The following is a 26,891-nucleotide window of genomic DNA, read 5'->3' on the forward strand; positions in this document are numbered from 1 at the left end:
CGAGCCGCCTATTGTGCCAGGCCGAGCTCCTTCAACACGGTGCGGTTCATCTCGCTTTCGGCAGCGAAACGGTCCCGGAAGGCGGCGCCCGGCAGGTAGCGCGGCACGGCGTTCAGCCGCTCCGCCGCCTGGCGGAAGCCGGGGCTGGCGACCGCGGTGGCGCAGGCGCGCTCGATGGCGGCGGCGGCGGCATCCGGCATCCCCGCGGGTCCCACCAGCCCGCCGGCGGAGCTGCCCTCGATCGGGTGGCCGAGTTCCGCAACGGTCGGCACCTGCGGCAGCGCCTCCATCCGCTCCCGCCCGAAGACCGCCAGCATGGGCAGGCCGGTATTGGTGGGGATGGAGGGGCTTTCGACGAAGACCTGGATCTGCCCGCCGAGCGCGGCGGTGGCCATCGGCCCGGCGCCGGTGAATGGCACGTGCAGCCCATCGACGCCCGCCGCCTTCAGCAGCGCCGCCATCAGGATATGCTGCGTGCTGCCCTGGCCGGGGGAGCCATAGACCAGCGCCTCCCGCCCCGTGCGGGCATGCGCGATCATGCCGGCCAGATCCCGGAATGGCGCGCCGCGCCCGGCGACCAGCACCTGCGGATTGTCATAGACCAGGCAGAGGAAGCGGAAGCTGTCCATCGAATAGGACAGGTTCTGCAGATGCGGCTGGGCGGTCAGCGGGTTGTTGGGGGACATGCCGATGGTGCTGCCATCCGGCGTGGCGCGGGCGATGGCCGCATCGCCGATGGTCCCCGCCGCGCCGCCGCGATTCACCACCACCACGGTCTGGCCCAGCGCCTGGGTCAGCTCCGCCTGCAGCGCCCGGGCCATCAGGTCCGTGTTCCCGCCGGGGGGATAGGGCACGATCATCTGGATCGGGCGAGTATCCTGTGCCCAGGCTCCGGTGGCGGCCAGCATCAGGCCCAGGGCCAGGGCGATCGGTGTCTTCATTGGTGCATCCCCCGCAATCTTATCGGGGGACGCTTGCCCGGGGTGCCGGGTGGGTCAAGGCCGGCGGCGGGTGGCGGGGTTTCGCCGCGTTTCAGCGCGCCGCGCGGGCCTCTGCCACCAGCCGCTCCAGCGTCGGCAGGTCCACCGCGCCGGGCACCAGGGTGCGGCCGATCACCAAGGCGGGCGTGCCCTCGATGCCCAGCGCCTGGGCCAGGCCGAGATTGGCTTCGATCCGCGCGGTCACCTCCGGGTGGTCCATCTCCCGCCGCAGCCGCGCCCAGTCGAGGCCGGCGCGTTCCGCCTGCTGGCGCAGCACGGCCTCCGTCGGCTCCACGCGCAGCCCCATCAGCGCGTCATAGAGCCGGCCATAGCCGCCCTGCCGCTGCGCGGCGAGCAGGGCGCGGGAGGCGAGGACACTATTGGGCCCAAGGATGGGCAGGTCCTTCATCACCACGCGCAGGTTCGGGTCGCGGCGGATCAGCGCCTCCATGGTCGGGTGCAGCTGCTTGCAATAGCCGCAGCGGGCATCGAAGAATTCCACCAGGGTCACGTCGCCCTGGGGGTTGCCCTTCACCGGGTCGGCGGCGGTGCGGAACAGCGCGGCCTCCTGCGCCACCAGGGCGGCGCGCTGGGCGCTGGCGCGGGCCTCCTGCTCGGCCGCCTCCAGCCCCGTGAGGGCCTCGCGCAGGATGCCGGGGTCCTCGCGCAGCGCCTGGCGCAGGATTTCGACGATCTCGGCCCGCTGGGCGGGGGTGAAGCCCTGGGTCCAGCCGGTGATCGGCAGGGCCAGCGCCAGCAGCAGGGTGGCGGCGCGGATGAATCGGCGCATGGGAATCCTCACCTGCCGCGGAGCGGCGTTGGGTTATCTGCCGCGGAGCGGCCTTGGGTTATCCGCCGCGGAGCGGCCTTGGGTCATCTGCCGCCACGCGGCTGGTTCTCGGGCTCGGCGGCATTGCGCAGATCCTGCGCCCGCAGCCGCTGCGGGCCGGCCGGCAGCGCGGCCTCGGCCCGGGTGGCGAGCGTCCGCGCGCTGCGCGGATCGCCCAATAGCAGCGCCTCCTCCGCCAAGGCGAGGTCGGCCTGCGGCATATTGCCCAGCCGCCCCTGCGCCACCGCCACCTGCCGCCAGACGAAGGGGCTGTCCCGCTCGGTCCGCAGGGTGGCATCCAGCTCCGCCAGCGCCTGGCGCAGCTGCGCCGGCTGGCCCAGCTCGATCAGCACCCGGGCGTGGCTGAGGCGGATCATCGGCTCGTCCGGGGCCAGCCGGCTGGCCAGCGCATAGGGGGCCAGGGCCTCCGCCGGGCGATGGCCCTCGAACAGGATCTGGCCCTTCAATTCGTGCAGCCAGGGGGAATTCGGCGCCTCCGCGATCAGCGCATCGACCAGCGCCACCGCCTCCGCGATGCGGCCGGAGCGGAATTGCGCGATGGTGCGGGCATAGCGCGCGGGGGCCGAGAGGTCGCTGGGCGGGTAGCGGCGCCAGGTCATGGCGGGGGCATCGATGAAGCCGTCCAGCTTCGCCCGCACCATGGCGAAGCTCTCCTCGAATCCGGGCGGCGTCGGCGCATCCGCGAAGCGGGACCGCGAAATATGCTCGCGGGCGAATTCCAGCCGGTCGCGGGACAGGGGATGGGTGCGGAAATAGGGGTCCTGCCGGCCGACGGCCAGCAGCTCCTGCTCCAGAAGCTTCTCCAGCAGCGATTCCATGCCGCGGGAGGACCAGCCGAGACGGTCCAGATAGGTGACCGCCGCCTGGTCGGCCGATTGTTCCTGGGTGCGGGTGAAGGCGTAGAATTCGCCCATGGCGCTGGCCTGCCCGCCCAGCATGCCCGCCGCCAGCGCGCCGGATTGGCCGGAGGCCGCGGCGGCGGCCCCGCCCAGCAGCATGGCCCCCACCGCCCGCAGCATGGCCGCGCGCATCTCATCCGGCATCCGCGCCAGGTGGCCGCCGGCGATATGGCCGGTCTCATGCGCCAGCACGCCGATCAGCTCCCGCACCGATCCCGCCTGCTGGATCAGGCCGGTGTGGATGAACAGCCGGTTGCCGGTGCTGACGAAGGCGTTTATGGCCCGGTTCTGGATCAGCGTGATCCGAACCAGTCCGGGATCCACCCCCGCCGTGCGGAACAGCGGGTGCGCCAGGCGACGGACCAGGTTTTCGGTCTCTGCATCCCGGATGGTGACGATGCGCGGCGCGGCCGATTGCGCCGTGGCCGGTCCGGCGGCGACCAGCGCGGCGAGAAGGGCGAGGACGACCAGGATGACGACCAGCTTGGTGCCGGCGATCGAAGTGGCCAGGGGGCGCGACATGCCCGCCAGCCTAGCGCGATCGGCGCCCTCCTCCCACCCTTCTGCGCGGCGGCGGGCCGCGGCCCTGGCCCTGCTGCCCCTGCTGGCGGCCTGTGGCGGCATGGACGCCATGACCGGAGGCGCCACGCCCCAGGCCGGCGAGGAAGGTTTTGTGCGCGGCTTCCTGGGCGGCGTGGCGGCGGAGGAGCCCCGCGCGGCGCTGATCGCGCGCAATGTCCTCTCGGCCGGCGGGTCCGCCGCCGATGCGGCGGTGGCGGCGGGCTTCGCGCTCTCGGTCACCCTGCCCTCCCGCGCCGGCCTCGGCGGCGGCGGCGCCTGCCTGCTCTATGTGCCCAGCCGGAACGAGGTGGAGGCCATCGTCTTCCCGGCCGGCCGGCGCGCCGCGGTGCCCGCCGGCGCCGACCGCCCCGCTGCCGTGCCGCTGATGGCGCGCGGCCTGTTCGCCCTGCATGCCCGCGCCGGGCGCCGGCCTTTCGAGGAATTGATCGTCCCGGCCGAGCAGGCCGCGCGCTTCGGCACCGAGGTCAGCCGCGCCTTCGCCGCCGATCTCGCCGCCGTCTCCGGCCCGCTCTTCGCCGATCCCGGCGCCGCGGCGGCCTTCGCCGGTCCGGGCGGCCAGCCGCTGGCCAGCGGCGCGCGGATGACGCAGGTGGATCTGGGCGGCACCCTGGCCAGCCTGCGCACCGCAGGTGTCGGTGACCTGCACCAGGGCGCCCTGGCGCGGCGGCTGGAGGAAACCTCCCGCGCCGCCGGCGGCATGCTGACGGTGGCCGAACTGCGGGAGGCGGTGCCGGAGGTGCTGCCACCGCTGCAGCTGCGCGCCGGCAATGAGCTGGTCTCCTTCCTGCCGCCGCCGGCCGATGGCGGCCTGGCCGCCGCGGCCGCCTTCGCGGCGCTGCAGGCCGGCGCCGCGCCGGATGCGGCAGCGGCGCGCGGGGATGCCGTGGCCGCGGCCTGGCGCAGCCGTGGCGGGGCGCCGATGACCCTGCTGGCGGCCACCGACCTGCCGGCGGCCAGCCCCGGCCTGCTGCCGGCCTCCACCGGGCTGACCGTGGTGGACCGGGACGGCATGGCGGTGACCTGCGCCTTCAGCATGAACAACCTGTTCGGCACCGGCCGCATGGCGCCCGGCACCGGCATCATCCTGGCCGCGGCGCCGGGGCTGGGCCAGGTGCGGCCGGCGCTGCTCTCGGCCGGGCTGGTGCATGCGCCGAACCTGCGCGGCTTCCGGGCGGCGGCGGCCGGCAGCGGCCAGCAGGCCGCGCCGATGGCGGTGGCGCTGCCGCTGGCCCGCCTGCTGGGCGGAAGCCCGGCCGCCGGCGCGGTGGGTTCGGCAGCGGAGCCGGGCCGCACCCAGCTGATGTCCTGCCCGCGCTACCTGCCGGGCGGCGAGGCCAGCTGCGTGGCGCTGACCGATCCGCGCGGCGCGGGCCTGGCCGTGGGGGCCGTGGACCGCTGACGCCATGCCCCTGAAGACCGGCCGGGGGGCGGAAGCGCCGCCCTTCCTGGTGATGGACGTGATCGCGGCCGCCAATGCGCGCGCCGCCAGCCTGCCCGCCGGCGCCCCCGGCGTGCTGCGGATGGAGGTGGGCCAGCCCGGCAATGGCGCGCCGCGCGGGGCGGAGGAAGCGGCCATCCGTGCCCTGCAGGCGCGCCGCCCGATGGGCTATACGGAGGCCTTCGGCCTGGCCTCGCTGCGCGCCCGCATCGCGCGGCACTACCAGGACCACTACGGCGTGGCGGTGTCTCCGGCGCGGATCGCGGTGACGGTGGGCGCCTCGGGCGCCTTTCCGCTGGCCTTCCTGGCGGCCTTCGATGCCGGCGACCGCATCGCCATGGCCGCGCCCTTCTACCCGCCCTATGCCAATATCCTGGCCGCCCTGGGCATGGTTCCGCAGATGCTGCCCTGCGACGCCTCGACCCGCTTCCAGCCGACCCTGGAGATGCTGGAACGGCTGGACCCGCTGCCCGCCGGGCTGATCGTCGCCAGCCCCTGCAACCCGGCCGGCACCATGCTCGCCCCGGAGGAACTGGCGGCCATTGCCCGCTGGTGCCACGCCAAGGGCGTGCGGCTGGTCTCGGACGAGATCTATCACGGCCTGTCCTGGGGCACCGTCGCGGAAAGCACCGCGGCCGCCTTTTCCGACAGCGCCATCGTGGTGAACAGCTTCTCCAAGTATTTCTGCATGACGGGGTGGCGGATCGGCTGGCTGCTGCTGCCGGAGGATCTGTGCCGGCCGGTGGAATGCCTGGCCCAGAACCTGTTCATCAGCGCGCCGCATGTGGCGCAGATCGCCGCCGAGGCCGCCTTCGACTGCACCGAGGAGCTGGAGGCCAACAAGGACGGCTATCGCCGCGCCCGCGCCGCCTTGCTGGAAGGACTGCCCGCTGCCGGCTTCGACCGCATCGCGGCGGCGGATGGCGCCTTCTACCTGTGGTGCGACATCGGCCATCTCAGCAATGACAGCCTGGATTTCTGCGCCCGGATGCTGGAGGGGGCCGATATCGCCGCCTCCGCCGGCGTGGATTTCGACCGCGAGCGGGGGCACCGCTTCCTGCGGTTCAGCTATTGCGGGGCAGAGGCGGAGGTGGTGCAGGCGCCGGCGCGGCTGAAGGCCTGGCTGCGGCGCTGAAGGGGGGGCCAGTGTCCCTCACCCCAACACTGCCCCACCCCATCGCCACCACCCCCCCGGCAGCCCCGCAGCCGCGGCCCCGGCCTGCGCCGGCGTGCCAAAGATCCCGAAGCAGGTCGCACCCGATCCGCTCATGCGGGCCAGCAGGCAGCCCGGCTGCGCTTCGATCGCCGCCAGCACCTCTGCCACCGGCGGACACAGGCCGATCGCCGCCGCCTGCAGGTCATTTCCCAGCGGCCGCAACCAATCGGCCAGCGCCGCCGCATCCGCCCAGGACCCGGGCAGCACGGCCTCCGGCGAAAAGCCGCCCTGCCGGGCCCGGAAGACGGCGGGCGTCGCCAGGGGCAGCCGGGGATTGGCCAGAAGCAGGCCGCAAGGCGGCAGGGCCGGCACGGCGGACAGCACCTCCCCCACCCCCTGCATCCGCGCCGGCCGCCCGGTGACGCAGACCGGGACATCCGCGCCCAGCCCCGCCGCCAGCCCCGGCAGATCGGCGGAGACGCCCCAGAGCCCCGCCAGCACCCGCAGCGCCGCCGCCGCATCGGCCGAGCCGCCACCGATGCCCGAGGCCACCGGCAGATGCTTTTCGAGATGCAGCGCCGCACCCCGGCCCGGCCCGAGGGCGCGCGCCGCGCGCAGCACCAGGTTGTCCGGCTCCGCCGTCAGCGCCGCCGCCTCCGGCCCGCCCAGCGTCAGGCGCAGCGCCTCCGCCGGCACGGCCGAGACCCGGTCCCCCACGCCAGCGAAGACGGCCAGGCTGTCCAATAGATGAAAACCGTCCGCGCGCCGGCCTGTGACGCGCAGGAACAGGTTCACCTTGGCCGGGGCGAAGCCCGGATCGAGACGGCTCAATCCCGGCGCTGCGCCGTTGCGGCGGGCGGCTCGGGCAGGCCGTCGCGCAGCTTGGTGGTGATCTTCGCCAGCTCCTCCGGCTCCGGCTCCAGCCCCAGGGCGCGGCGCCACTGGAAGCGCGCCTCCTGCTGCCGGCCGGCGGCCCAGTAGACGTCGCCCAGGTGGTCGTTGATGACGGAATTGCGCGGCTCCAGCTCCACCGCGCGTTCCAGCGCCGCAAGGGCGCCGGGGATATCGCCCATGCGGAACAGCGCCCAGCCGAGGCTGTCGACGATATTGCCGTCATTCGGGCGCAGCTCCACCGCGCGTTCCAGCATGCGCCGCGCCTCGGGCAGCCGCTCGCCCCGCTCCACCCAGGTATAGGCCAGGTAGTTCAGGACATAGGGCTGCTCCGGCGCCAACTCCAGCGCGCGCTGGAAATCCGCCTCCGCCCGCGGCCAGTTGCCGGCCCGCTCATGGGAGATGCCGCGGGCATAGAAGAGCGGCCAATCGCCGCCGCCGGGCGTCGCGATGCGGGCCAGGGCGCCGTCATAGGCGGTGACCGCATCGGGAAAGCGGGTTCTGGCGCGCAGCATGTCGCCGAGGCGCAGCAAGGGCTGCGGCGCATTCGGCAGGTCCGCCGCCAGGCGCTGCAGCGCGGCCTCCGCCAGCTCCACCTGGTCCATGCGGTCGTAGAGCGCGGCACGGCGCAGCGCGGCGACCGGGGCCAAGGGGTCGCCGCCCGGCACGCCCTCCAGCGCCTGCAGCGCGGTCTCCGGGTGGCGATCCTCGGCATAGCTTTCCGCGATCAGCAGCAGGGTGGGCGCGAAGTTCGGGCGCAGCCGCAGCGACAGCCGGGCCAGGATCAGCGTCGCCTCGCCCCCGCCCTGCTGGCGCAGCGCCGCGGCCAGCGCCAGGTGGGATTCGGCGATCCCCTCCACCGCCGAGGAAACCGGCCGGGTCTCCAGCAGCGCGCGGCGGCCGGCCGGCGTGCCGGCGGCCAGGGCATAGTCGCCGAGCCCCCGCGCCAGCCCATCGACCAGCGCCATCGCCTCCGCCTCCCGCCCCGCCCGGGCCAGGATGGCGGCGGCCACCTGCAGCAGGCGCAGGGAGGGGTCGGGCGTTTCCGCCATGGCGATGCGGATGGCGCGCTCGGCCTCCCGCGGCCGCCCGGCGAGGTCGGCGATCAGCGCCATGTGCAGCGCATGGATGCCGCGCAGCCGGCCACCCTCGGCCAGCGGGCGCAGGGTGGCGAGCGCCGCATCGGTCTGCCCCCGCCCCTGCTGCACCCAGGCCAGCAGCAGCGGCTGCAGCACCTGCGAGGGGCCCTGGCGCGGCAGGGCGCGGACCCGCTGCTCCGCCCGCTCCCAGCGCCCGGCGAGGGATTCGGAGCCCACCAGCAGCAGCGCCGCCGCCTGGTTCTGCGGCAGGCGGCGGGCCAGGCGCAGCGCCTCCGGCCGCCCGTCCAGCAGGGCGGCGGCGAAGGCCCGGCTCAGCACCTCCGGCTGGTCCGGGTCGCGCCGCAGCGCATCCAGCAGGCGGTCCGCGGCGGCGCGCGTATCGGTCTCGGATTGCGCGAAGCGGCCGGAGAGGTAGCTGCCGAAGACGCCCTCCGGCTCCGCCGCCTCGGCCGCGACCGGCGCGGTGGCGGGGCTGGGCGTGCCGGCGGCGGCACAGCCCGAGAGCAGCGCGGCGGCGAGCAGAAGGGCACGACGGGGCGGAACGGACCAGATCATGGTGGCGAGCCTAGCAGGGCTTTCGGGCGCTTCGCCAGGATGGCGTCGATGCAATGCAGCATGGGCCGGGCAGCAGGGGCCGGGCAGCAGGGGCCGGGCAGCATGGGCCGGCGTCGTCGCGCGCTGGTGAAACGCCGCGACACAAAGTGAAGGCGCTTTCACCTGGCCGCAAGCCGCGCGCTGTTACATTCCGGCGCGTCTTCCATGCCGAGGAGTTCCGCCCGATGCGTCGCCACGTCCTTGCCTGTCTCGCCCTGCTCGCCGGCCTCCTCGCCGCCGGCACGGCCCAGGCGCAGAACCGGTTCTGGCTGATCAACGACACCGGCCGGACCATCGAAAGGGCCTTCGTTTCCGCCTCCCGCATCTCCGACTGGGGGCCGGATATCCTGGGCGCCTCGGTGCTGCCGGCGGGCGAGCGGGTCTGGGTGACGCCCTCCTTCGGCGATTGCATCCTGGATGTGCGCGTGACCTTCCAGGGCGGCGGCGAATCCACGCGGATGCAGGTGAATGCCTGCAATATCAGCCAGATCGTCTTCGGCGGCGGCGGCCGTGGCGGCGCGGGGGCGGGGGCGCAGATCTCGCCCGCCCGCCCGGCCTCGATGAATCCCTCCTTCAACTTCGTCAATGGCACCGGCATCACGATCCGGGAGCTCTATGTCTCGCTCTCCACGGATGGTGGCTGGGGGCCGGACCGACTGGGCACGCAGGTGATGGCGCCCGGGCAGCGCGTTGCCATCTCGCTGCCCGCCGGCGTGACCTGCGCGGTGGATATGCGCGTGGTCTACGCGGATGGCCGCGCCTTCGAGCGGCGGCGGCAGGAGACCTGCAGCCTGAACAGCTACGTCTGGCGCTGAGGTTCAGCCGAGGCCGAGCAGCAGCAGCAGCCCGGCCCCGGCCGCCCAGGCCAGCATGGCCTGGGGCAGGGCAAGGCCCAGCCGCTCCAGCAGCGCGGCGGGCAGCGCCGAGAGCAGCAGCGTGCCGGTGGAGACCATCAGGCTGGCGCCGTAGAAGACGATCTCATTGGTCGGCGGCAGCATCTCCGGCAGCCAGACCGGATGCAGCGCCATCATCACCGGCAGGGCCGGGCTGACCAGGCCATTCATCAGGCAGAGGCCGACCACGGCCACGAAGAGGTTTTGCGGGGTCATCGCGCTCAGGGTCTGCGAAAAGTTGGGACCGGGATGCGGTCGGCGAGGGATTTTTCGCGACGGGCAGCAAGGCCGCGGCGCCGATGGCGTCCCATCGGCGGGCATGGCTGGCGCAGCCGGCGCGGAAAGGCACCGAAGGCGCCCGCAGCCCAGATGTCCACCGCCCTAGCCCGCCCCGGGCGGCGTGATGCGCGGGCCGAGCCCGGCCGAGAGCATCAGCACGCCGGTCACCAGGCGGATGCCGAAGAGCCAGCAGGCCGCGACCAGCGGCAGGAAGCGCGGATGGACATAGGAGGGCACGGCGCGGCGGGCGAGCCAGACGGCCCAGCCGGTCAGCAGGCGGAAGCCGCGCCAGATGTAGTTCGGACTGTCTTCCGGCACGATCGCCTGCATCATGAACCGGCCGAGGCAGGCCCAGGCGGTCAGCGCCAGAATATAGAGCGGGATCCAGAAGCCGAGGTGGTCGGCGATGAAGGGCTGCATCGGCGGCGGAAGGTCCTGACGGGACGTGCATCAGACATGGAAAGGGCGGCCACGTCACCGCGGCCGCCCCTCAGGCACGCAGGCCGGCGGGCCTGCTACTCGACGGCCTCGCGCCGGTCCACCAGGCGGACGCCGCCCTTCGGGATGCGGATGTCGTCGATGAAGTCCTGCATCGCCTGGCTGGGCGCCGTGGTGAACTTGGACACCAGCCAGATGGTGAGGAAGGAGAGCGGCACGCCGACGATGCCGCCCGAGATATTGTTCAGCGTCCAGAGCCGCGCCACCGTCCGGCCGCGCAGCACCACGCTGTCCGTCGTCAGGATCAGCTGGCCGAACCAGGACATGGCGCCATCCGTGATCTGCCCGGCATTGGCGACCAGCGCCGCGGCATAGGCCTTCAGCTCCGCATCCGCCGCGGGCAGCGCCGCGGTCTGCCGCGCCGCGGCCAGGATCGCCTCCTTCGTGCCGAAGAGCTCGACGAAGGACAGGCCGTAGAACTCCGTCCAGATCAGGTAGCCGAAGGTGAAGACGTAGCCCACCGCCATGCCCCAGCAGGCGGCGGCATTCGTCGTGCCCTTGTACCAGACGCCCATCACCAGCGCGGCGAAGAGCCCCGCCGCGGCGATGGAGAAGGCCCAGGCGACCAGGAAGAGGATGTCCGCCCCCGCATTGCCCGCGGTCCAGGCCGCCAGGATCGCCACCACGATGAGCAGGGCGCGGGAGATGATGAGCCGCTTCGCGGTCGGCGCGTTGCGGTCGATCATCTTGTAGTAGACGTCATGCGAGAGCGCATTGGCGAGCGCCAGCAGCAGCCCATCCGCGGTGGAGAGCGCGGCCGCCAGGCCGCCCGCGGCGACGAGGCCCGCGATCACATAGGGCAGGCCCGCGATCTCCGGCGTCGCCAGCACGACCACGTCCGGATGGATGCGGAATTCGCCCCATTGCACGATGCCGTCGCGGTTCACGTCGACGATGTTCACCCACGGCACGCCATAGGGCGAGACGATCTGCCAGTTCTTGATCCATTCCGGCAGGGCCGCGATCGGCTGGCCGATGACGGTCTGGTAGATCTCCAGCTTGCCGAAGGCCGCATAGGCCGGGGCGGTGAAATACAGCAGGAAGATGAAGAACAGCGACCAGGCCACGCTCTGCCGCGCCTCACGCACCGAAGGCGTGGTGAAGTAGCGCATCAGGATATGCGGCAGGGCGGCGGTGCCGACCATCAGGCAGAAGACGAGGGCAAAGAAGTTGAAGGCGGCGGACCAGGAGAAGGCGCCGTTCGCCCCGATGAAGGGCGCCGTGTGCCAGCCGGTCACCCCGGGCGGCGGCGTCATCCCCGCGGCACGGAAGCCCTGCTCCAGCCCCTCGATCCGCTCCAGCGCGAAGCCGTACATGATCTGCGGCACCGGCACGCCGGTGACCTTCACGGACATCAGGATGGCCGGCAACAGATAGGCGATGATCAGGATGATGTACTGCGCCACCTGGGTCCAGGTGACCGCGCGCATGCCGCCCAGCATGGAGCAGACCAGGATGCCGGCCAGGCCCAGGAAGACGGCGGTGAGGAAGGAGACTTCCAGGAAGCGCTGGGTGATGATGCCCACGCCCACGATCTGCGCCACGACATAGACGAAGGAGGCCGTGATCAGCACCACGACGCCGAGCGACCGGGCGATATTGCCGCCGAAGCGCGCGCCCAGGAAGTCAGGCACCGTGTACTGGCCGAACTTGCGCAGATAGGGCGCCAGCAGGATGGCCACCAGCATATAGCCGCCGGTCCAGCCCAGGATGAAGGCGAGCCCGCCATAGCCCAGCGCATAGAGGCTGCCGGCCATGCCGATGAAGCTGGCGGCGGACATCCAGTCCGAGCCCGTGGCCATGCCGTTGTAGATGGCGGGCACCCGCCGCCCCGCCACATAGTATTCGGCGACCGCCGCGGTGCGGCTGATGATGCCGATATAGGCATAGACGCCGATGGTGAGAACGACGAAGAGATAGCCGATGATCTTGTCCGGCACCCCCATCTGCTCGAGGATCGCGAGCAGGATGACGAAGACGGCGAAGCCGCCGGTATAGCCGGCGTAGATCTTGCCGAGGCTGGCAATGAAGGGGTCCTTCCCCCCCGTGCTGGTGGACATGGATCAGTCCTCCTGCACGCCGAATTCCTCGTCGATCTCGTTCTGGCGCTTGGCGAACCAGAAGAGTCCGACGACGAAGACGATCAGGCTGCCCTGGGCGGCAAAGTAGAAGCCCATGGGAAAGCCCAGGATGTGGATGGGATTCAGGGCGGTCGCGAAGAAATGGATGCCGAAACCGGCAATGAACCAGATGCCCAGGACCGTCCACATCAGCCCCGAGGTCTTCTTCCAATAGGCCTCGCCATTCAGTCGGTCGGTGGCAGCCACCCGGGCGCCTGTCCGAACCTCGACATCCTCCACCAAAGGCATCCGCTCTCTCCCCGCCAGGCCGCCGGGCCATCCCGGCAGCGACCTCGCTTCATCGCCGGCGCAGGGCGCACGACGTGAATTATTCGTTGTCCAAGCGGCTATCACGTATACGCCGTGTCATGCAACATCGTTGCGGGGAGGCAAGAGGAAATGGTGCTGGCTTGGCTTCGGCAGCGTCTCGCGACCGCGCCGTCAGATGATCCGCAGGCCCTGGCGGTGTTCCTGGAACGCCAGGCCGCCTTCGTCGCGCAGAAGACGGTGATCGACTATTGCCGCGTCAAGACGGGGCGCTCGGAACGGCAGACCTTCGCCGATCCCGACTTCCGGGCGGCCTTGAACCATTGCCGCTGGCAGACCTTCACCGCGGCGGTGGAGGATGTGGCCGCGCTGGCGGAGGCCTGGCTGCGCCCCCATGCCGGCGGCGCGGAACCGCGGCTGGCCGAGGCCCTGGCGCGGATCGCGGCCGATATCCTGGCGCAGGCGGAGGCGCCGGAGGCGGAGCGCGCGGCGATCGCGGCGGAGGCCGCCATGCTGCCCCGCCGCCTGGCCGCGCGGCAGGACCGGCCGCCCGCCACCGCCGACCGGCTGCCCCTGACGGCGGAGGCGCCGCTGCTGGCCACCCTGCCGATCCACCCCGACCAGCGGGTGGGCGAGACGCCCTCGATCCGCGGCGCGCTGCGCTTCCACATCGTCTCCACCCAGCAGGAGATGGAGCGCCACTTCGACCCGCCGGGGCTGACCCGAAAGCTTCTCGGAATGTAATCCCCGATGTTCCAAAGTAAACGCATGACAACCGCTTCATTCATGGGTCGGATGTCATGACGTTTTTCATGATGGATTCATTGTAATCAAATTCGCTCTTCCCAGCACCGTCTGAGCCTCGGACGTTTTGTATTCGCGCGAATCGGCGGTTCCGCGAAAGCACAACAAGCCAAAAACAGGCCACAACACGGCGGGGCACGACGCGGTTGCGCGTGGCGTCATCGCGACTGGGGGAATCGGATGTCTGCAAGCCATGCGGCCGAAAGGCCGATGTCGCCCGAGGAGCGGAAGGTCATCGTCGCCTCCTCCCTCGGCACCGTCTTCGAATGGTACGACTTCTACCTCTACGGATCCCTGGCCGCCGTCATCGGCGCCAACTTCTTCAGCCAGTTCCCGGAATCCACCCGCAACATCTTCGCCCTGCTGGCCTTCGCCGCGGGCTTCCTGGTGCGGCCCTTCGGCGCGCTGGTCTTCGGCCGGCTGGGTGACCTGGTCGGGCGCAAATACACCTTCCTGATCACCATCGTGATCATGGGCGCCTCCACCTTCATCGTCGGCATCCTGCCCACCTCGGACCAGATCGGCATCATCGCGCCGATCATCCTGATCATCCTGCGCATGCTGCAGGGCCTGGCGCTGGGCGGCGAATATGGCGGCGCAGCCACCTACGTGGCCGAGCACGCCCCGCACGGCAAGCGCGGTTTCTACACCAGCTTCATCCAGGTCACCGCGACGGCCGGCCTGTTCCTGTCGCTGCTGGTCATCCTCGCCGCGCAGTCGGCCGTGGGGGATGAGGCCTTCCGCGCCTGGGGCTGGCGCATTCCCTTCCTGGTCTCGATCCTGCTGCTGGGCGTTTCCGTCTGGATCCGGCTGCAGATGGAGGAAAGCCCGGCCTTCAAGAAGATGAAGGAGGAAGGCTCGGGCTCCAAGGCACCGATCAGCGAGGCCTTCGGCCAGTGGCGGAACGCCAAGGTGGCGCTGCTCGCGCTGCTCGGCCTGGTCATGGGCCAGGCGGTGGTCTGGTACACGGGCCAGTTCTACGCGCTGTTCTTCATGGGCCAGGTGCTGAAGGTGGATCCCTTCACCACGAACATGCTGATCGCCTGGTCGCTGCTGCTGGGCTCCGGCGGCTTCATCTTCTTCGGCTGGCTCTCGGACAAGATCGGCCGCAAGCCCATCATCCTCGGCGGCTGCCTGATCGCGGCGCTGACCTACTTCCCGCTGTTCAAGCTGATGAGCGCGGAGGCCAATCCCGACCTCGCCCGCGCGCACCAGACGATCTCGGTCCAGGTGGTGGTGGACAAGGCCAGCTGCTCCTTCCAGTTCAACCCGACCGGCACCGCGCGCTTCACCCAGCCCTGCGACGTGGCCAAGGCGGCGCTGGCCCGCGCCTCGGTGAACTATACGGTGGAGGAAGCGGCCCCCGGGACGGTGGCCGGCGTGCGCATCCAGGGTGCCGCGCCGATCATGGCCGATAGCCCGACCTTCGCGCGGGACCTCGGCGCGGCGCTGACGGCGGCCGGCTATCCGGCGGCCTCCAACCCCTCCGTCGTCCGGATGTCGAGCGCGGTCGATATCTTCCGCGAACAGCCGGCGGTGCTGATCGGCATCCTGACCCTGCTGGTGATCTACGTGACCATGGTCTACGGCCCGATCGCCGCCGCGCTGGTGGAGCTGTTCCCGACGCGGATCCGCTACACCTCCATGTCGCTGCCCTACCATATCGGCAATGGCTGGTTCGGCGGCCTGCTGCCGGCGACCAGCTTCGCCATGATCGCGCAGACCGGCGACGTGTATTACGGCCTCTGGTACCCGGTCGTCATCGCGCTCATCACCGTGGTGATCGGCACCTTCTTCGTGCCGGAGACCAAGGACCGCGACATCTTCGCCACCGAGAACGACGCCCGCGCGGTGCGGGAGGCCGCGGCCCGCCAGTAGCGGTTGCGCCCCGTCGCGGCCTGGCCGGCGCCGGCGGGGCAACCCGCCGGCGTTGCGCTGTCCGGACCCCGCCGGTTGCGGCAGTTGCGCGACAGCCCGCCCCCGGCGCAGTCTGCCGCACCAGAACACCGGAGCCGGGAGCCCGACCATGCCGAAACACGGCCCTGCCTGCGCGGACCACCACCCCCCGGCGGGCGCCTGACGGATGCCCGAGGGCACCACCCCCCTGCTGCTGCGCCAGGACAGCGAGGCCGGCGTCACCCGCCTCACCCTGAACCGCCCGGACAGCCGCAACAGCCTGTCCTTCGCCATGCTCGGCGCCCTGCTGCATGGGCTGGAGGAGATCGCCCAGGACGCCAGGGTGCGCGTGGTGGTGCTGGCCGCCGCCGGCCCGGTCTTCTGCGCCGGCCACGACCTGCGGGAGATCACGGCGCATCGCAACGACGAGGATGCCGGCCGCGGCTTCTTCGAGGCCGCGATGCAGCGCTGCGCCACGGTGATGCAGGCCATCGTCGCTTTGCCACAGCCGGTGATCGCGGAGGTGCAGGGCATCGCCACCGCGGCCGGCTGCCAGCTGGTCGCCAGCTGCGACCTGGCGGTGGCCAGCGAGACCGCGCGATTCTGCACGCCGGGCGTCGATATCGGCCTCTTCTGCTCCACCCCCGCCGTCGCCCTGTCCCGCGCCATCGCGGCCAAGCCGGCGCTGGAGATGCTGCTGACCGGCGCCATGGTCCCGGCGGCCGAAGCCCAACGCCTGGGCCTGGTGAACCGCGTGGTGCCGGCGGCGGAACTGACGGCGGCAACCCTCGCGCTGGCCAGCCAGATCGCAGCCCGCTCCGCCCATACCGTACGATTGGGAAAAGCCGCCTTCCACCGCCAGCGCGGCCTGCCGCTCGCCGAGGCCTATGCGCATTGCGCCGCGGTGATGACCGAGAACCTGCTGGCCGAGGATGCGGCGGAAGGCATCGGCGCCTTCCTGGCGAAGCGCCGCCCGGTCTGGCAGGACCGCTGACGGCCCGCGGCTTGTCGTAGATCATTGCCAAGCCAGCGCGGGGCGGGATTGATCCCGCCCGCGCACAAGAGAATGACCAAGGGACTCCGAGAATGGCTGCCTCCGATTACGACGCCCTGCCCCGCACCCCGGCCAATCACCAGCCGCTGACGCCGCTGCTGTTCCTGGAACGCGCCGCCACCACCTTCCCCGACCACACGGCCGTGGTGCATGGCGCCGTCCGCCGCAGCTATCGCGCGCTGCGGGCGCGCTGCGTGGCGCTGGCCGATGCGCTGGTCCGGCGCGGCATCCGGCGCGGCGATACGGTGGCGGTGCTGCTGCCCAATATCCCGGAAATGCTGGAATGCCACTACGGCGTGCCGATGGCGGGCGCCGTGCTGAACACGCTGAACACGCGCCTCGATGCCGGGACCATCGCCTATTGCCTGGACCATGGGGAGGCGAAGGTTCTGGTGGTCGATCGCGAGTTTGCGCCACTGGCCCGCATGGCGCTGACGCAATGCGCGGTGAAGCCGTTGCTGGTCGAGGTGGACGACCCCGAGGCCAGCGAGGCCGCACGCGCCAACCGGCTGGAGGGCGCGCTGGATTACGAGGCGCTGCTGGCGGAGGGTTCGGAAAACTACGCCTGGCAGCTGCCGGGCGATGAGTGGGACGCGATCTCGCTGAACTATACCTCCGGCACCACCGGGCGGCCGAAGGGCGTGGTCTATCACCATCGCGGCGCGCAGCTGCTGGCCATCGGCAACATGCTCTCGGCCGGCATCGGCAAGCATCCGGTCTATCTCTGGACGCTGCCGATGTTCCATTGCAACGGCTGGTGCTTCCCCTGGTCCATCACGGCGCAGGCCGGCACGCATGTCTGCCTGCGCGCGGTGCGCGGCAATGCCATGTGGGCGCTGATGGCGGCCGAGGGCGTGACGCATATGTGCGGCGCGCCGATCGTCATGGCGACGCTGCTGGCCACCGCGGAGGGCGAGAAGAAGCCGCTGCGCCACCAGGTGCAGTTCGTCACCGCCGGCGCGCCGCCGCCGGAGGCGGTGCTGGGCGCGATGAAGCAGGCGGGCTTCGCGGTCTGCCATGTCTATGGCCTGACGGAATGCTACGGCCCCTCCGTGGTCAACGAATGGAACCACGCCTGGGACACCAGGTCCGATGCCGAGCAGGCGGCGCTGATGGCGCGGCAGGGCGTGCGCTACATCGCCCTCGAAGGCCTGGTGGTGATGGACCCCGACACGATGCAGCCGGTCCCCGCCGATGGCACGACCATGGGCGAGGTGATGATGCGCGGCAATGTCGTGATGAAGGGCTATCTGAAGGACGAGGAGGCGACTCGCAAAGCCTTCGCCGGCGGCTGGTTCCATACCGGCGACCTCGCCGTGACCTATCCCGATGGCTATATCCAGCTGAAGGACCGCTCCAAGGACATCATCATCTCGGGCGGCGAAAACATCTCCTCCATCGAGGTCGAGGACGCGCTCTACAAGCACCCGGCCGTGGCGGTGGCCGCCGTCGTCGCGCGGCCCGATGAAAAGTGGGGCGAGACGCCCTGCGCCTTCATCGAGCTGAAGCCGGGCGCGGAGGCGACGGCGGAGGATCTGATCGCCTGGTGCAAGGGCCGGCTGGCCAGCTTCAAGGTGCCGCGCCACGTGGTCTTCGCCGAATTGCCGAAGACCAGCACGGGCAAGATCCAGAAGCACGTGCTGCGCGCCCAGGCGCGGGAGGGGGCGGGCTGAGTGCGAATCTTATCTTGCACTCGCCGCCGCGCCTCCCCATCATCTCCCCAGTCGTCAACAACCGAAAGGAGGTGATCCAGTGTCTCATGGTATCAATGCGGGCGTCCGTTCCGCGGCCTGGATCATCGCCACCGCCAGCGCGGCAGCGAGTCACCGGGCCTAAGGCGGCAACGCCACAGGATCCATGCAAAGAGCCCCGGCGGAGCGATCCGCCGGGGTTTTTTCTTGTTCATCATCGCAACCCATGCGGTTCTGACGCGATGGGGACTGGCCTCGCCAGGACCTTCGTCGAACCATGTCCTCCCTCGCCGCGCTGAATGCGCTGAACTTCTTCATGGCCGATGTCCGGGATGGGCTCGGCCCCTTCCTCGGCGTCTTCCTGCAGCAGCAGGGCTGGCAGCCGGGCGCGATCGGCCTGGTGATGACGCTGGGCGGCATCGCCGGCATGGCCGCCACCACGCCGCTCGGCCTGCTGGTGGACCACACCACCCATAAGCGCGCGCTGCTGGTCGTCGCGGCGCTGGCCATCATCGCGGCCTGCTCCATCAACTACTTCGCACCGGTCTTCGCCGTGACGGCGGTGGCGCAGGCGGTGGCCGGCATCGGCGGCGCGCTGGTCGCGCCCTGCATCGCCGCCATCACCCTCGGCCTGGTGCGGCAGCAGGGTTATGCGCATCAGCTCGGCCGCAACGAGGCCTATAACCATGCGGGCAATGCCGGCGCCGCGGCGCTGGCCGGGCTCTTCGGCTGGTGGTTCGGGCTGGTCGCGGTCTTCGTGCTGATGGCCGGCATGGCGATCTGCGCCATCATCGCCGTGCTGCTGATCCGCCCCGGCGAGATCGACCACCAAGCCGCGCGCGGCCTGCACGGCGCGGCGCCGGAGCCGCTGCTGCCGGCGCTCCTCGGATCCCGCCCCCTGCTGGTGCTGGCGGTGACGCTGATGCTGTTTCATCTCGCCAATGCCGCCATGCTGCCGCTGCTGGGCCAGGCGATGGTGGCGCGCGACCCGAATGTGGACCCGGCCGGCTATACGGCGGCCACCGTGATCCTGGCGCAGGTGACCATGATCCCGATGGCATTGCTGGCGGCGCGGCTGGCGGTGCGGCGCGGCTATTTCGTGGTGTTCCTCATCGCCCTCGCCGCGCTGCCGCTGCGCGGCCTGCTGGCCGGCTTCGTGACGCATCCGGCGGCGCTGATCCCGGTGCAGATGCTGGATGGCGTCGGCGCCGGCATGCTGGGCGTGGCCGTGCCCGGCCTCGTCTCCCGCATCCTCGATGGCAGCGGCCATGTCACGGCGGGGCTGGCCGCGGTGATGACGCTGCAGGGCATCGGCGCGGCGCTCAGCGCCACGCTTGGCGGCTTCGTGGCGCAGTATTACGGCTATGGCGCCGCCTTCCTGGTGCTGGCGGGCGTCGCCGCCGCGGCGCTGCTGCTGTGGCTGGCCGCCAGTGCCATCCTGCGTCCCGCCGGCGCCGCGCAAGCTGCCTGATTGACAGCCCCCGCCGCCGGTCCGACCATTCGGCCCAGGCAATCAATCAGGGGGCTTCAAAAATGTCTTGGGCACGGGGCCTCGCGGCCGCGTTCGTCGCCGCTTGCGCGACCTTCCTTCCACCCGCGCCGGCCGCGGCGGGACCGACGCTGGATGCGATCCGCGCGCGCGGCCTGCTGGTCTGCGGCATCCACAACGGCGTCGCCGGCTTCGCGCTGCCGGACAGCCGCGGCGAATGGCAGGGCATGGATGTGGATCTCTGCCGCGGCGTCGCGGTGGCGATCTTCAACGATCCCACCAAGGTGCGCTTCGTCGCACTGTCCTCCTCCACCCGCTTCACCGCGCTGGGCTCGGGCGAGGTGGATGTGCTGTTCCGCACCTCGACGCAAACCATGCTGCGCGACACCACGCTCGGCCTGCGCCATGCCGTCACCTATTTCTACGACGGCCACGGCTTCATGGTGCGCAACAACCTCGGCGTCTCCAAGGTCGCGGAGATGCGCGGCGCCACCATCTGCCTGATCCAGGGCACGACGAATGAGCAGGTGACGGCGGACTATTTCCGCTCGATCAACGTGCCCTTCACGCCGGTGCTGTACGAACGCACGGACCAGGCCAGCGCCGCGCTGCAGGCCGGGCGCTGCGACGCCTTCGGCACCGATGCCTCCCAGCTCGCCGGCGTACGTTCCTCCATGCCGCGGCCGGCCGACTGGACCATCCTGGAGGAGCGCTTCTCCAAGGAACCCTACGGCGCCTATCTGCGCCGCGGCGATGATGAGTGGTTCGACCTGATCCGCTGGTACACCTATGCGGTGATCGAGGCCGAGGAACAGGGCGTGACCCGCGCGAATGCGGAGGAGATGCGCCGCACCAGCGTGAACCCGAATACCCGCCGCCTGCTGGGCGTGACGCCGGAGCTCGGCCAGTCGCTGAAGCTGGACCCGGCCTGGGCCTATAACGTGGTGCGCCGCCTGGGCAATTACGGCGAGATCTACGACCGCCACTTCGGCCCGAGCACGCCGGTGAACCTGCCGCGCGGCCCGAACCGGCTCTGGACCCAGGGCGGGCTGATCTACGCGCTGCCGCTGCGCTGACCCTCGGCCGGGGCAGGCCGGCGCGCCTGCCCCGCCAGCACCGCCTGCGCCCCGGCCGCCGCCCAGCGCGGCTGGCCGGCATGCACCATCATCCCCTCCAGCCCGATGCCGAGTTCCGCGCGCAGCGCCGCCAGGTCGCGATCCAGCCAGGCCATGTAGTCCAGCCCCGGATCGGCGATATCGGCCTTGCAGGCGGCGCCGCGCGCCACCGCCAGGAAGAAGCTGTCCGGCCGCAGCGCGCCGCGCGTCACCACCTCCTTGGTGAATTCCTGCACCGGGGATCGCCTGCTGGAACTGCAGCACGCAGGTCAGCATCGCCTCCAGCCGCGTCGGCTGGCCGCAGCCGCCGACGAAGCCGGCCAGGCACAGCTCGCCTTCGGTGGAGGTGTCGTAGCCGGTCAGCACATGCACATAGTCGTGCCGGCCCACCAGCACGGGCGGCATGCCGCGCGGCTCGCCCGGCAGCTCGAAGGGATTGTCCTCGTAGTAGCGCCGCAGCTCCGCCCCCAGCGTGCCGGGTGCGCGCGGCTGCCGCAGCCGCCTGGCATGGCCGCGCTCGAGGCCGAGCCGGGTGCGGGCGACGGCGGCCAGCGCGCCGGCCACGCCGCAGCCGGCCAGCTGCCGCACCAGCGGATCCGCCACCTGCAGGCGCAGCCGGGCGAGCCTTCCCGCCGCCGCATGCCGCAGCAGGCCGATCTGCGGCAGGGGCTGGCCCAGCGCCACAATCGCCTCGGCCGCGCGCTCAACCTTCTGCGGATCGATCGCCTGGTCCATCAGGGGCATCAGCAGCGCGAGCTCGGCGATCGGCCGGGCGAGCGCGGGCGGCAGCGGCCCCTTGGCATCGCCGGGCTCGGCCTCGGGGTCGCGGAACAGATGCGTCGCGATGGCCCGCAGCACCGCAGGCTCCGGCGCGCTGGCGCCGCCGTGCAGGATCTCGCTCAGCCGCCCGAGTGCCGCGGCCTTCTGGTCCGCCGTGGCCTGAAGGAAGGGCTCGATCCTCATCCCTGGCTTCCCGCGCGTGCTGCAAGGCTCTCAGCCTAGCGCGGCGCAGCGCGGAGCCAAACGCCCATCCGCGGGCGGGCTCAGATTCCGCCGCCATCCACCACGAAATACTGCGCCGTCACCATGGCGCTGTCATCGGCGGCCAGCCACAGCACCATGCGGGCGATGTCGGGCGGCATCACCTTGCGCTTCAGGCATTGCTTCTGCATGTGCCGCTCCACCGCCTCCGGCGTCGCCCAGAGCGCTTCCTGGCGTTCCGTGAAGACCCAGCCGGGCACCACCTCGTTCACCCGGATCCCATCCACGCCGAGGTCGCGCGCCAGGCCGCGGGTCAGGCCGCGCACGGCGGATTTCGCCGCCGTATAGGCCGGCATGCCGCCCTGGCCGGACATCCAGCTGACGCTGCCCATATTGATGATGGACCCCGCCCCCGCCTTGCGCATGTCCGGCGCCACGGCCTGGGCGCAGAAGAACATGTGGCGCAGGTTTGTCGCCATCCGCTCGTCCCAGTAGTCGGGCTCCACCGTCTCGAGGCCATGGCGGTCGTCGCGCGCCGCATTGTTCACCAGCACCTGCACCGGGCCCAGCGTCAGCGCCACATGGGCGATGGCCGCCCGCAGCGCGGCGATGTCGCGCAGGTCGCAATGGACGAAAAGCGCGCCGGTCTGCCGCGCCATGTGCTGGCCGCCGGCATCGTCGAAATCGAGGAAGGCGACCCGCGCGCCCTGCTGCGCGAATTGCGCGACGATCTCCGCGCCGATGCCGGAGGCGCCACCGGTGACCAGCACCACCTTGCCGGCCAGCGACGGATAATGCGCGAAATTCATGCGGGTCACCCTTGTTCAGCCGGCAGCAGCGGCTGCGGATCGAGGAAGGTCTGGTACCAGGACAGCGAGAAATGCAGATGCGGCCCGGTGACGCGGCCCGTCGCGCCCATCAGCGCGATGCGGTCGCCTCGCGCCACCACATCGCCTTCCCGCGCGATGCGCTGCGACAGATGGGCATAGAGCGTGTTCACGCCATGGCCGTGGTCCAGCACCAGCAGCTGCCCGAAGAAGTAGAAATCGCCCGAAAGCGTGACGCGCCCCGGCAGGGCGGCGGAAATCGGCGTGCCGGTGGGCGCCGCGATGTCCAGCCCGTAATGCGGCTGGCGCGGCTGGCCGTTCAGGATGCGCTGGCTGCCATAGATGCCGCTGATGCGGCCGCGCGCCGGCCAGGCCATCGGCGCCATGAAGCCGGTGCCGGCCTGGTCCAGCCCCCGCGCGGCGGCAAGCTGCGCGCGTTCCGCAGTGATGCGGCGCAGCGCCGATTCGTCCGGCGTCACCATGGCGCCCGGCAGGCCGGTGATGCGCTGAACGTCCCACTCCCGCTTCGCCACCGGCAGGCGCATCTCCTCCCGCCGCCCATCGGGAGTGGTGATGGACAGGGTGGCGCTCGCATCGTGGTCGCGGCTGAAGCCGAGCGCGAAAAAACCCTCCGGCGAGACGCGCACCGCGCGGCCATCCAGCGCGAGGCGCGTGCCCGCCGGCGCCTGGCCGCGCAGCAGCCCGCCCTGCGCCGGCACGCCGTTCCAGGTGATGGGCTGGGCCGCGGCGCGGCGGCCCAGCAGCACGGCGGGGGCGGCGAGCAACAGGCGGCGGGCGATCATAGCAGACTCTCCTGTGCCGGCGGCGCCTTCGGGCTTCGGCTGCGCCTCGGCGCCTCGCCCTCGGCCGTGGCGCCCACCTCCCCATCGGCGAAGGCGATCGAAAGTTTCGCCCCGGGCGCCACCTGCGCCGCGCGGGTCAGCGCATGGCCCTGGGCGTCACGAACCAGCGAAAACCCGCGCGCCAGGACGGATTGGTAGGACCCGGCCTCCAGCCGCGCCGAAAGCCCGGCCAGCCGTGCCGCCTTCTCCCGCATCAGCGCGGCCAGCGGCGCGGCGGAAAAGGCCTGCAGGGCACGGGCACCCTGGGCGCGCTGCACCAGCCGGGCGAAGGCGGCGCCCTTGCGGCCCTCCAGCAGGGCCAGCGTGGCGCGGCGGGCGGCGATGCCGGCGCGGGGATGCGGGATGGGCAGGCGGGCCAGCGCCTCATGCCGCCGGCGGAGGAAATGCCCCAGGGCGGGCGCCAGCCCGTCCTCCGCCTCGTCCAGCCGGCGGCGCAGATCCGCGACGCGGGCCGGCACATCCGGCAGGCGGCGTTCCAGGCGCAGCAGCACCGTCTCCGCCGCCCGCATCTGCCGCACCATGGCGCCGCGCAGCCGCGCCTCCCGCTGCGCCAGGTCGGCCAGCAGGTCGGCGCGCGCCGGCACGGCCATCTCGGCCGCCGCGGTGGGCGTGGGCGCGCGGCGATCCGAGGCAAAGTCGATCAGCGTGGTGTCGGTCTCATGCCCCACGGCGGAGATCAGCGGGATGGCGGAGGCGGCGGCGGCGCGCACCACCACCTCCTCGTTGAAGGCCATCAGGTCTTCCAGGCTGCCACCGCCGCGCGCCACGATCAGCACATCGGGGCGCGGGATCAGCCCGCCCGCGGGCAGCGCATTGAAGCCGGCAATGGCGGCCGCGATTTTTTCGGCGGCTCCCTGGCCCTGAACCGCGACCGGCCAGAGCAGGACGCGCCGCGGAAACCGCCGCAAGATGGTGGTGCGGATGTCCTGGATCACCGCCCCGGCCTCGCTGCTGACCACGCCGATCACCGCCGGCAGGCGCGGCAGCGGGCGCTTTCGCGACTCCTCGAACAGGCCTTCCGCCAGCAGCTTCTTCCGCAGCATCTCGATGCGCGCCAGCAGCGCACCCTCGCCGGCGAATTCCAGGCGGTCGATCACCAGCTGATACTTGGAACGATCCGCATAGGTGGTGATGCGGCCGGTGGCGACGACCTCGACGCCATTCTCCGGCTGGATCGCCAGCCGCGGCACGGTGGTCTTCCAGATCACCGATTCCAGCTTGGCATTCTCGTCCTTCAGCGAGAGGTACCAATGGCCGGAGGGGTAGCGCTTCGCCTCACACACCTCGCCCCGCACCCGGACCCGGCCGAAGGCACCTTCCAGCGTGCGGCGCACGGCGCCGGCGATCTCGGAGACCGCGTATTCGGGAACATTGCTGGCGGCTGGCGGGGGCGTCGTGTCCATGGCCGGACCCTATGCTAAGGGGCCGCCAGCGCGAATAGGCTCGGGGATTTCGTGATGCGGGTGCTGGTGGTGGGTGGCGGCGGCCGGGAACACGCGCTGTGCTGGAAGATCGCGCAGTCCCCCCTGCTCGCGAAGCTGTGGTGCGCTCCGGGCAATCCGGGCATCGCCGCCGTGGCCGAATGCCTGCCGATCGGCGCCGAGGATATTCCCGCCCTCGCCGCCTTCGCCCGCGACAATGCGGTGGATCTGGTGGTGGCGGGGCCGGAGGCGCCGCTGACACTCGGCCTGGCGGATGCCTGCGCCGCCGCCGGCATCGCCTGCTTCGGCCCCTCCGCCGCCGCCGCCCGGCTCGAGGGCAGCAAGGCCTTCTGCAAGGAGGTGGCCGATGCCGCCGGCGTGCCCACCGCCGCCTGGGCCCGCTTCGAGGAGGCCGCCGCCGCCCGCGCCTGGCTGGCGGAAAAGGGCGCGCCCATCGTGGTGAAGGCGGATGGCCTGGCCGCCGGCAAGGGCGTGGTGGTGGCCATGACCCCGGCCGAGGCCGAGGCTGCGATCGCCGCCATCATGGAGGACCGCATCCATGGCAGCGCCGGCGCCGCCGTGGTCATCGAGGATTTTCTGCAGGGCGAGGAAGTTTCTTTCTTTGCCCTCTGCGATGGGACGGATGCCCTGGCCTTCGGTGCGGCCCAGGACCACAAGCGCGTGGGCGATGGCGATACCGGCCCCAATACCGGCGGCATGGGCGCCTATTCGCCCGCCCCGGCCTTCACCGACGCCCTGCGGGACGAGGTGATGGCCCGCTTCATCCGGCCGACATTGGCCGAGATGGCCCGGCGCGGGACGCCCTTCCGCGGCGTGCTCTTCGCCGGGCTGATGCTGACCGCCAGCGGCCCCAAACTCATCGAATACAACGTCCGCTTCGGCGATCCGGAATGCGAGACCCTGCTGCCCCTGCTGCAATCGGACCTGCTGCCGGTGCTCGCCGCCGCCGCCCGCGGAAGCCTGGCCGGGGTGGCGCTGGACTGGGCGGCGGCCCATAGCCTGGTGGTGATCCTGGCGGCCGAGGGCTATCCGGGCACGCCCCGCCGCGGCACCGAGATCCGGGGCCTGGAGGCCGCCGCCGCCATCCCCGGCGTGCAGCTCTTCCACGCCGGCACCAACCGGGATGAGACCGGGGCCATCCGGGCCAATGGCGGCCGCGTGCTGGCGGTGCAGGCCCGCGGCGCCACCCTGCGCGCGGCACGGGACGCCGCCTACCAGGCCGTGGCGACCATCGACTGGCCGGAAGGCTTCGCCCGCCGCGACATCGGCTGGCGCGCCCTGCGATGAACCTGCCCCTGCGCCGCATCAAGCTGCACGCGCCCGAGGATTTCGCCGGCATGCGCGCCGCCGGCCAGTTGGTAGCGGCCGCGCTCGACATGATCGGCGCCCATGTCCGGCCCGGCGTCACCACGGCCGAGCTCGACCGGCTCTGCCACGATTTCGTGCGGGACCATGGCGCGACTCCCGCCTCGCTGGGCTATCAGGGCTATGCGCATGCCACCTGCATCTCGCCCAACCACGTGGTCTGCCACGGCATCCCCGGCACCCGCCGGCTGGCGGAGGGGGATATCGTCAATATCGACCTGGCGGCGATCCTCGATGGCTGGCACGGCGACAGCAGCCGCATGTATGCCGTGGGCGCCGTCAGCACCCTGGCCCGCCGGCTGATGCAGGTGACGGAGGAAGCCACGCTGCGCGGCATCGCCGCCATCCGCCCCGGCGCGACACTCGGCGACATCGGCGCGGCGATGCAGCGCCATGTGGAGGCCGCCCGCTTCAGCGTGGTGCGGGACTTCTGCGGCCACGGCCTGGGCCGCGTCTATCACGACGCGCCGGACGTGCTGAACTACGGCCGCCCCGGCACCGGCCCCACCCTGCGTCCGGGCATGTTCCTGACCGTGGAGCCCATGGTGAATGCCGGGCGGCCGGAGGTGAAGGTGCTGGCCGATGGCTGGACCGCCGTGACCCGCGACCGCAGCCTCTCGGCGCAATACGAGCACAGCGTGGGCGTGACCGAGACCGGCTGCGAGATCTTCACCCTTTCGCCGGCCGCTGGCGTCGTTTCCGCCGAACCGGAGTCGGTGGAACGGCTCTAACAGGATGCGGAAAATCAGAGGAAAGCCCCTCCCCCACTTCTTATCGGGGAGAGGGCTTTTTCCGCAGCCTGCCAGCTTGTTGTTCT

25 protein-coding genes are annotated in these 26,891 nt (G+C 71.6%); 12 read left to right on the plus strand and 13 right to left on the minus strand.

Features of this window, described 5'->3' with window-relative positions; translation table 11 throughout:
- Positions 1–8: 8 nt before the first annotated feature.
- From ACTIF1_RS20825 to ACTIF1_RS20835, 3 genes are all read right to left on the minus strand, one after another.
- Positions 9–941 (minus strand): tripartite tricarboxylate transporter substrate binding protein, encoded by a 933-nt coding sequence (locus ACTIF1_RS20825; RefSeq protein ID WP_439598384.1) that lies wholly within the window; start codon positions 939–941, stop codon positions 9–11.
- 91 nt (positions 942–1,032) lie between these two features.
- Complete coding sequence (locus ACTIF1_RS20830) at positions 1,033–1,770, minus strand: DsbA family protein (RefSeq protein ID WP_439598385.1); 738 nt, start codon at positions 1,768–1,770, stop codon at positions 1,033–1,035.
- Between the two features lie 83 nt (positions 1,771–1,853).
- The gene (locus ACTIF1_RS20835) at positions 1,854–3,251 is read right to left on the minus strand and encodes a M48 family metalloprotease (protein WP_439598386.1); all 1,398 of its coding nucleotides are present in this window, start codon (positions 3,249–3,251) and stop codon (positions 1,854–1,856) included.
- Between ACTIF1_RS20835 and ACTIF1_RS20840 the strand changes: the two genes are divergently transcribed.
- Both ACTIF1_RS20840 and ACTIF1_RS20845 read left to right on the plus strand, forming a co-directional pair.
- Positions 3,202–4,710 carry a gamma-glutamyltransferase gene (locus ACTIF1_RS20840; protein WP_439598387.1) on the plus strand — a complete coding sequence of 503 codons (1,509 nt, stop codon included), beginning with the start codon at positions 3,202–3,204 and terminating at the stop codon, positions 4,708–4,710. The two genes, ACTIF1_RS20835 and ACTIF1_RS20840, sit on opposite strands and share 50 nt — an antisense overlap.
- A 4-nt stretch (positions 4,711–4,714) precedes the next feature.
- Complete coding sequence (locus tag ACTIF1_RS20845) at positions 4,715–5,884, plus strand: pyridoxal phosphate-dependent aminotransferase (protein ID WP_439598388.1); 1,170 nt, start codon at positions 4,715–4,717, stop codon at positions 5,882–5,884.
- 18 nt (positions 5,885–5,902) lie between these two features.
- Here the strand turns inward: ACTIF1_RS20845 and ACTIF1_RS20850 are convergent, their stop codons facing one another.
- The gene (locus ACTIF1_RS20850; RefSeq protein WP_439598389.1) at positions 5,903–6,736 is read right to left on the minus strand and encodes a 4-(cytidine 5'-diphospho)-2-C-methyl-D-erythritol kinase; all 834 of its coding nucleotides are present in this window, start codon (positions 6,734–6,736) and stop codon (positions 5,903–5,905) included.
- Entirely contained in the window at positions 6,733–8,451 is a 1,719-nt protein-coding gene (locus ACTIF1_RS20855) for a tetratricopeptide repeat protein (RefSeq protein ID WP_439598390.1), read from the minus strand. The genes ACTIF1_RS20850 and ACTIF1_RS20855 overlap by 4 nt, the downstream gene beginning before the upstream one ends.
- A gap of 224 nt (positions 8,452–8,675) precedes the next feature.
- Between ACTIF1_RS20855 and ACTIF1_RS20860 the strand changes: the two genes are divergently transcribed.
- Positions 8,676–9,305, plus strand: a complete 630-nt coding sequence (locus tag ACTIF1_RS20860) for a Tat pathway signal protein (RefSeq protein ID WP_439598391.1) — start codon at positions 8,676–8,678, stop codon at positions 9,303–9,305.
- 3 nt (positions 9,306–9,308) lie between these two features.
- On the opposite strand, the gene ACTIF1_RS20865 is transcribed toward ACTIF1_RS20860, so the two are convergent.
- From ACTIF1_RS20865 to ACTIF1_RS20880, 4 genes are all read right to left on the minus strand, one after another.
- The gene (locus tag ACTIF1_RS20865) at positions 9,309–9,599 is read right to left on the minus strand and encodes a hypothetical protein (RefSeq protein ID WP_439598392.1); all 291 of its coding nucleotides are present in this window, start codon (positions 9,597–9,599) and stop codon (positions 9,309–9,311) included.
- A 165-nt stretch (positions 9,600–9,764) separates the two neighbouring features.
- The gene (locus ACTIF1_RS20870; RefSeq protein ID WP_439598393.1) at positions 9,765–10,082 is read right to left on the minus strand and encodes a hypothetical protein; all 318 of its coding nucleotides are present in this window, start codon (positions 10,080–10,082) and stop codon (positions 9,765–9,767) included.
- A gap of 95 nt (positions 10,083–10,177) precedes the next feature.
- Complete coding sequence (locus ACTIF1_RS20875; RefSeq protein ID WP_439598394.1) at positions 10,178–12,220, minus strand: sodium:solute symporter family protein; 2,043 nt, start codon at positions 12,218–12,220, stop codon at positions 10,178–10,180.
- A gap of 3 nt (positions 12,221–12,223) precedes the next feature.
- Positions 12,224–12,487 carry a DUF4212 domain-containing protein gene (locus ACTIF1_RS20880; RefSeq protein WP_439598395.1) on the minus strand — a complete coding sequence of 88 codons (264 nt, stop codon included), beginning with the start codon at positions 12,485–12,487 and terminating at the stop codon, positions 12,224–12,226.
- A gap of 258 nt (positions 12,488–12,745) precedes the next feature.
- Between ACTIF1_RS20880 and ACTIF1_RS20885 the strand changes: the two genes are divergently transcribed.
- The 6 genes from ACTIF1_RS20885 to ACTIF1_RS20910 all read left to right on the plus strand — a co-directional run bounded on the left by ACTIF1_RS20885 (position 12,746) and on the right by ACTIF1_RS20910 (position 20,557).
- Positions 12,746–13,291 (plus strand): hypothetical protein, encoded by a 546-nt coding sequence (locus ACTIF1_RS20885; protein WP_439598396.1) that lies wholly within the window; start codon positions 12,746–12,748, stop codon positions 13,289–13,291.
- Between the two features lie 240 nt (positions 13,292–13,531).
- The gene (locus ACTIF1_RS20890) at positions 13,532–15,229 is read left to right on the plus strand and encodes an MFS transporter (RefSeq protein ID WP_439598397.1); all 1,698 of its coding nucleotides are present in this window, start codon (positions 13,532–13,534) and stop codon (positions 15,227–15,229) included.
- A 205-nt stretch (positions 15,230–15,434) separates the two neighbouring features.
- Complete coding sequence (locus tag ACTIF1_RS20895; protein WP_439598398.1) at positions 15,435–16,241, plus strand: enoyl-CoA hydratase; 807 nt, start codon at positions 15,435–15,437, stop codon at positions 16,239–16,241.
- Between the two features lie 92 nt (positions 16,242–16,333).
- Positions 16,334–17,974, plus strand: a complete 1,641-nt coding sequence (locus ACTIF1_RS20900) for an acyl-CoA synthetase (protein ID WP_439598399.1) — start codon at positions 16,334–16,336, stop codon at positions 17,972–17,974.
- Positions 17,975–18,269: 295 nt separating this feature from the next.
- A complete protein-coding gene (locus ACTIF1_RS20905) occupies positions 18,270–19,463 on the plus strand; it encodes an MFS transporter (protein WP_439598400.1) in 1,194 nt (397 codons plus the stop codon).
- Between the two features lie 62 nt (positions 19,464–19,525).
- Positions 19,526–20,557, plus strand: a complete 1,032-nt coding sequence (locus tag ACTIF1_RS20910; RefSeq protein WP_439598401.1) for an amino acid ABC transporter substrate-binding protein — start codon at positions 19,526–19,528, stop codon at positions 20,555–20,557.
- Here the strand turns inward: ACTIF1_RS20910 and ACTIF1_RS20915 are convergent.
- Positions 20,536–20,832: a hypothetical protein gene (locus tag ACTIF1_RS20915; protein ID WP_439598402.1), complete on the minus strand. Its 297-nt coding sequence runs from the start codon at positions 20,830–20,832 to the stop codon at positions 20,536–20,538. The two genes, ACTIF1_RS20910 and ACTIF1_RS20915, sit on opposite strands and share 22 nt — an antisense overlap.
- Positions 20,833–21,103: 271 nt before the next feature.
- Between ACTIF1_RS20915 and ACTIF1_RS20920 the strand changes: the two genes are divergently transcribed.
- A complete protein-coding gene (locus ACTIF1_RS20920; RefSeq protein WP_439598403.1) occupies positions 21,104–21,598 on the plus strand; it encodes a hypothetical protein in 495 nt (164 codons plus the stop codon).
- A 41-nt stretch (positions 21,599–21,639) separates the two neighbouring features.
- Here the strand turns inward: ACTIF1_RS20920 and ACTIF1_RS20925 are convergent, their stop codons facing one another.
- The 3 genes from ACTIF1_RS20925 to xseA are packed head-to-tail and all read right to left on the minus strand — an operon-like array spanning position 21,640 to position 24,670.
- Complete coding sequence (locus ACTIF1_RS20925) at positions 21,640–22,386, minus strand: SDR family NAD(P)-dependent oxidoreductase (RefSeq protein ID WP_439598404.1); 747 nt, start codon at positions 22,384–22,386, stop codon at positions 21,640–21,642.
- 5 nt (positions 22,387–22,391) lie between these two features.
- A complete protein-coding gene (locus tag ACTIF1_RS20930; protein ID WP_439598405.1) occupies positions 22,392–23,207 on the minus strand; it encodes a M23 family metallopeptidase in 816 nt (271 codons plus the stop codon).
- Complete coding sequence (gene xseA, locus ACTIF1_RS20935) at positions 23,204–24,670, minus strand: exodeoxyribonuclease VII large subunit (protein ID WP_439598406.1); 1,467 nt, start codon at positions 24,668–24,670, stop codon at positions 23,204–23,206. The genes ACTIF1_RS20930 and xseA overlap by 4 nt, the downstream gene beginning before the upstream one ends.
- A 54-nt stretch (positions 24,671–24,724) precedes the next feature.
- On the opposite strand from xseA, the gene purD reads away from it, so the two are divergent.
- Complete coding sequence (purD, locus tag ACTIF1_RS20940) at positions 24,725–25,996, plus strand: phosphoribosylamine--glycine ligase (protein ID WP_439598407.1); 1,272 nt, start codon at positions 24,725–24,727, stop codon at positions 25,994–25,996.
- On the plus strand, positions 25,993–26,805 hold the full coding sequence (map, locus tag ACTIF1_RS20945; protein WP_439598408.1) for a type I methionyl aminopeptidase: 813 nt from the start codon (positions 25,993–25,995) through the stop codon (positions 26,803–26,805). Before purD ends, map begins: the two co-directional genes overlap by 4 nt.
- Positions 26,806–26,891: the final 86 nt, after the last annotated feature.

The sequence above is a fragment of the Falsiroseomonas sp. genome (assembly GCF_051860665.1).
Lineage (GTDB): Bacteria > Pseudomonadota > Alphaproteobacteria > Acetobacterales > Acetobacteraceae > Falsiroseomonas.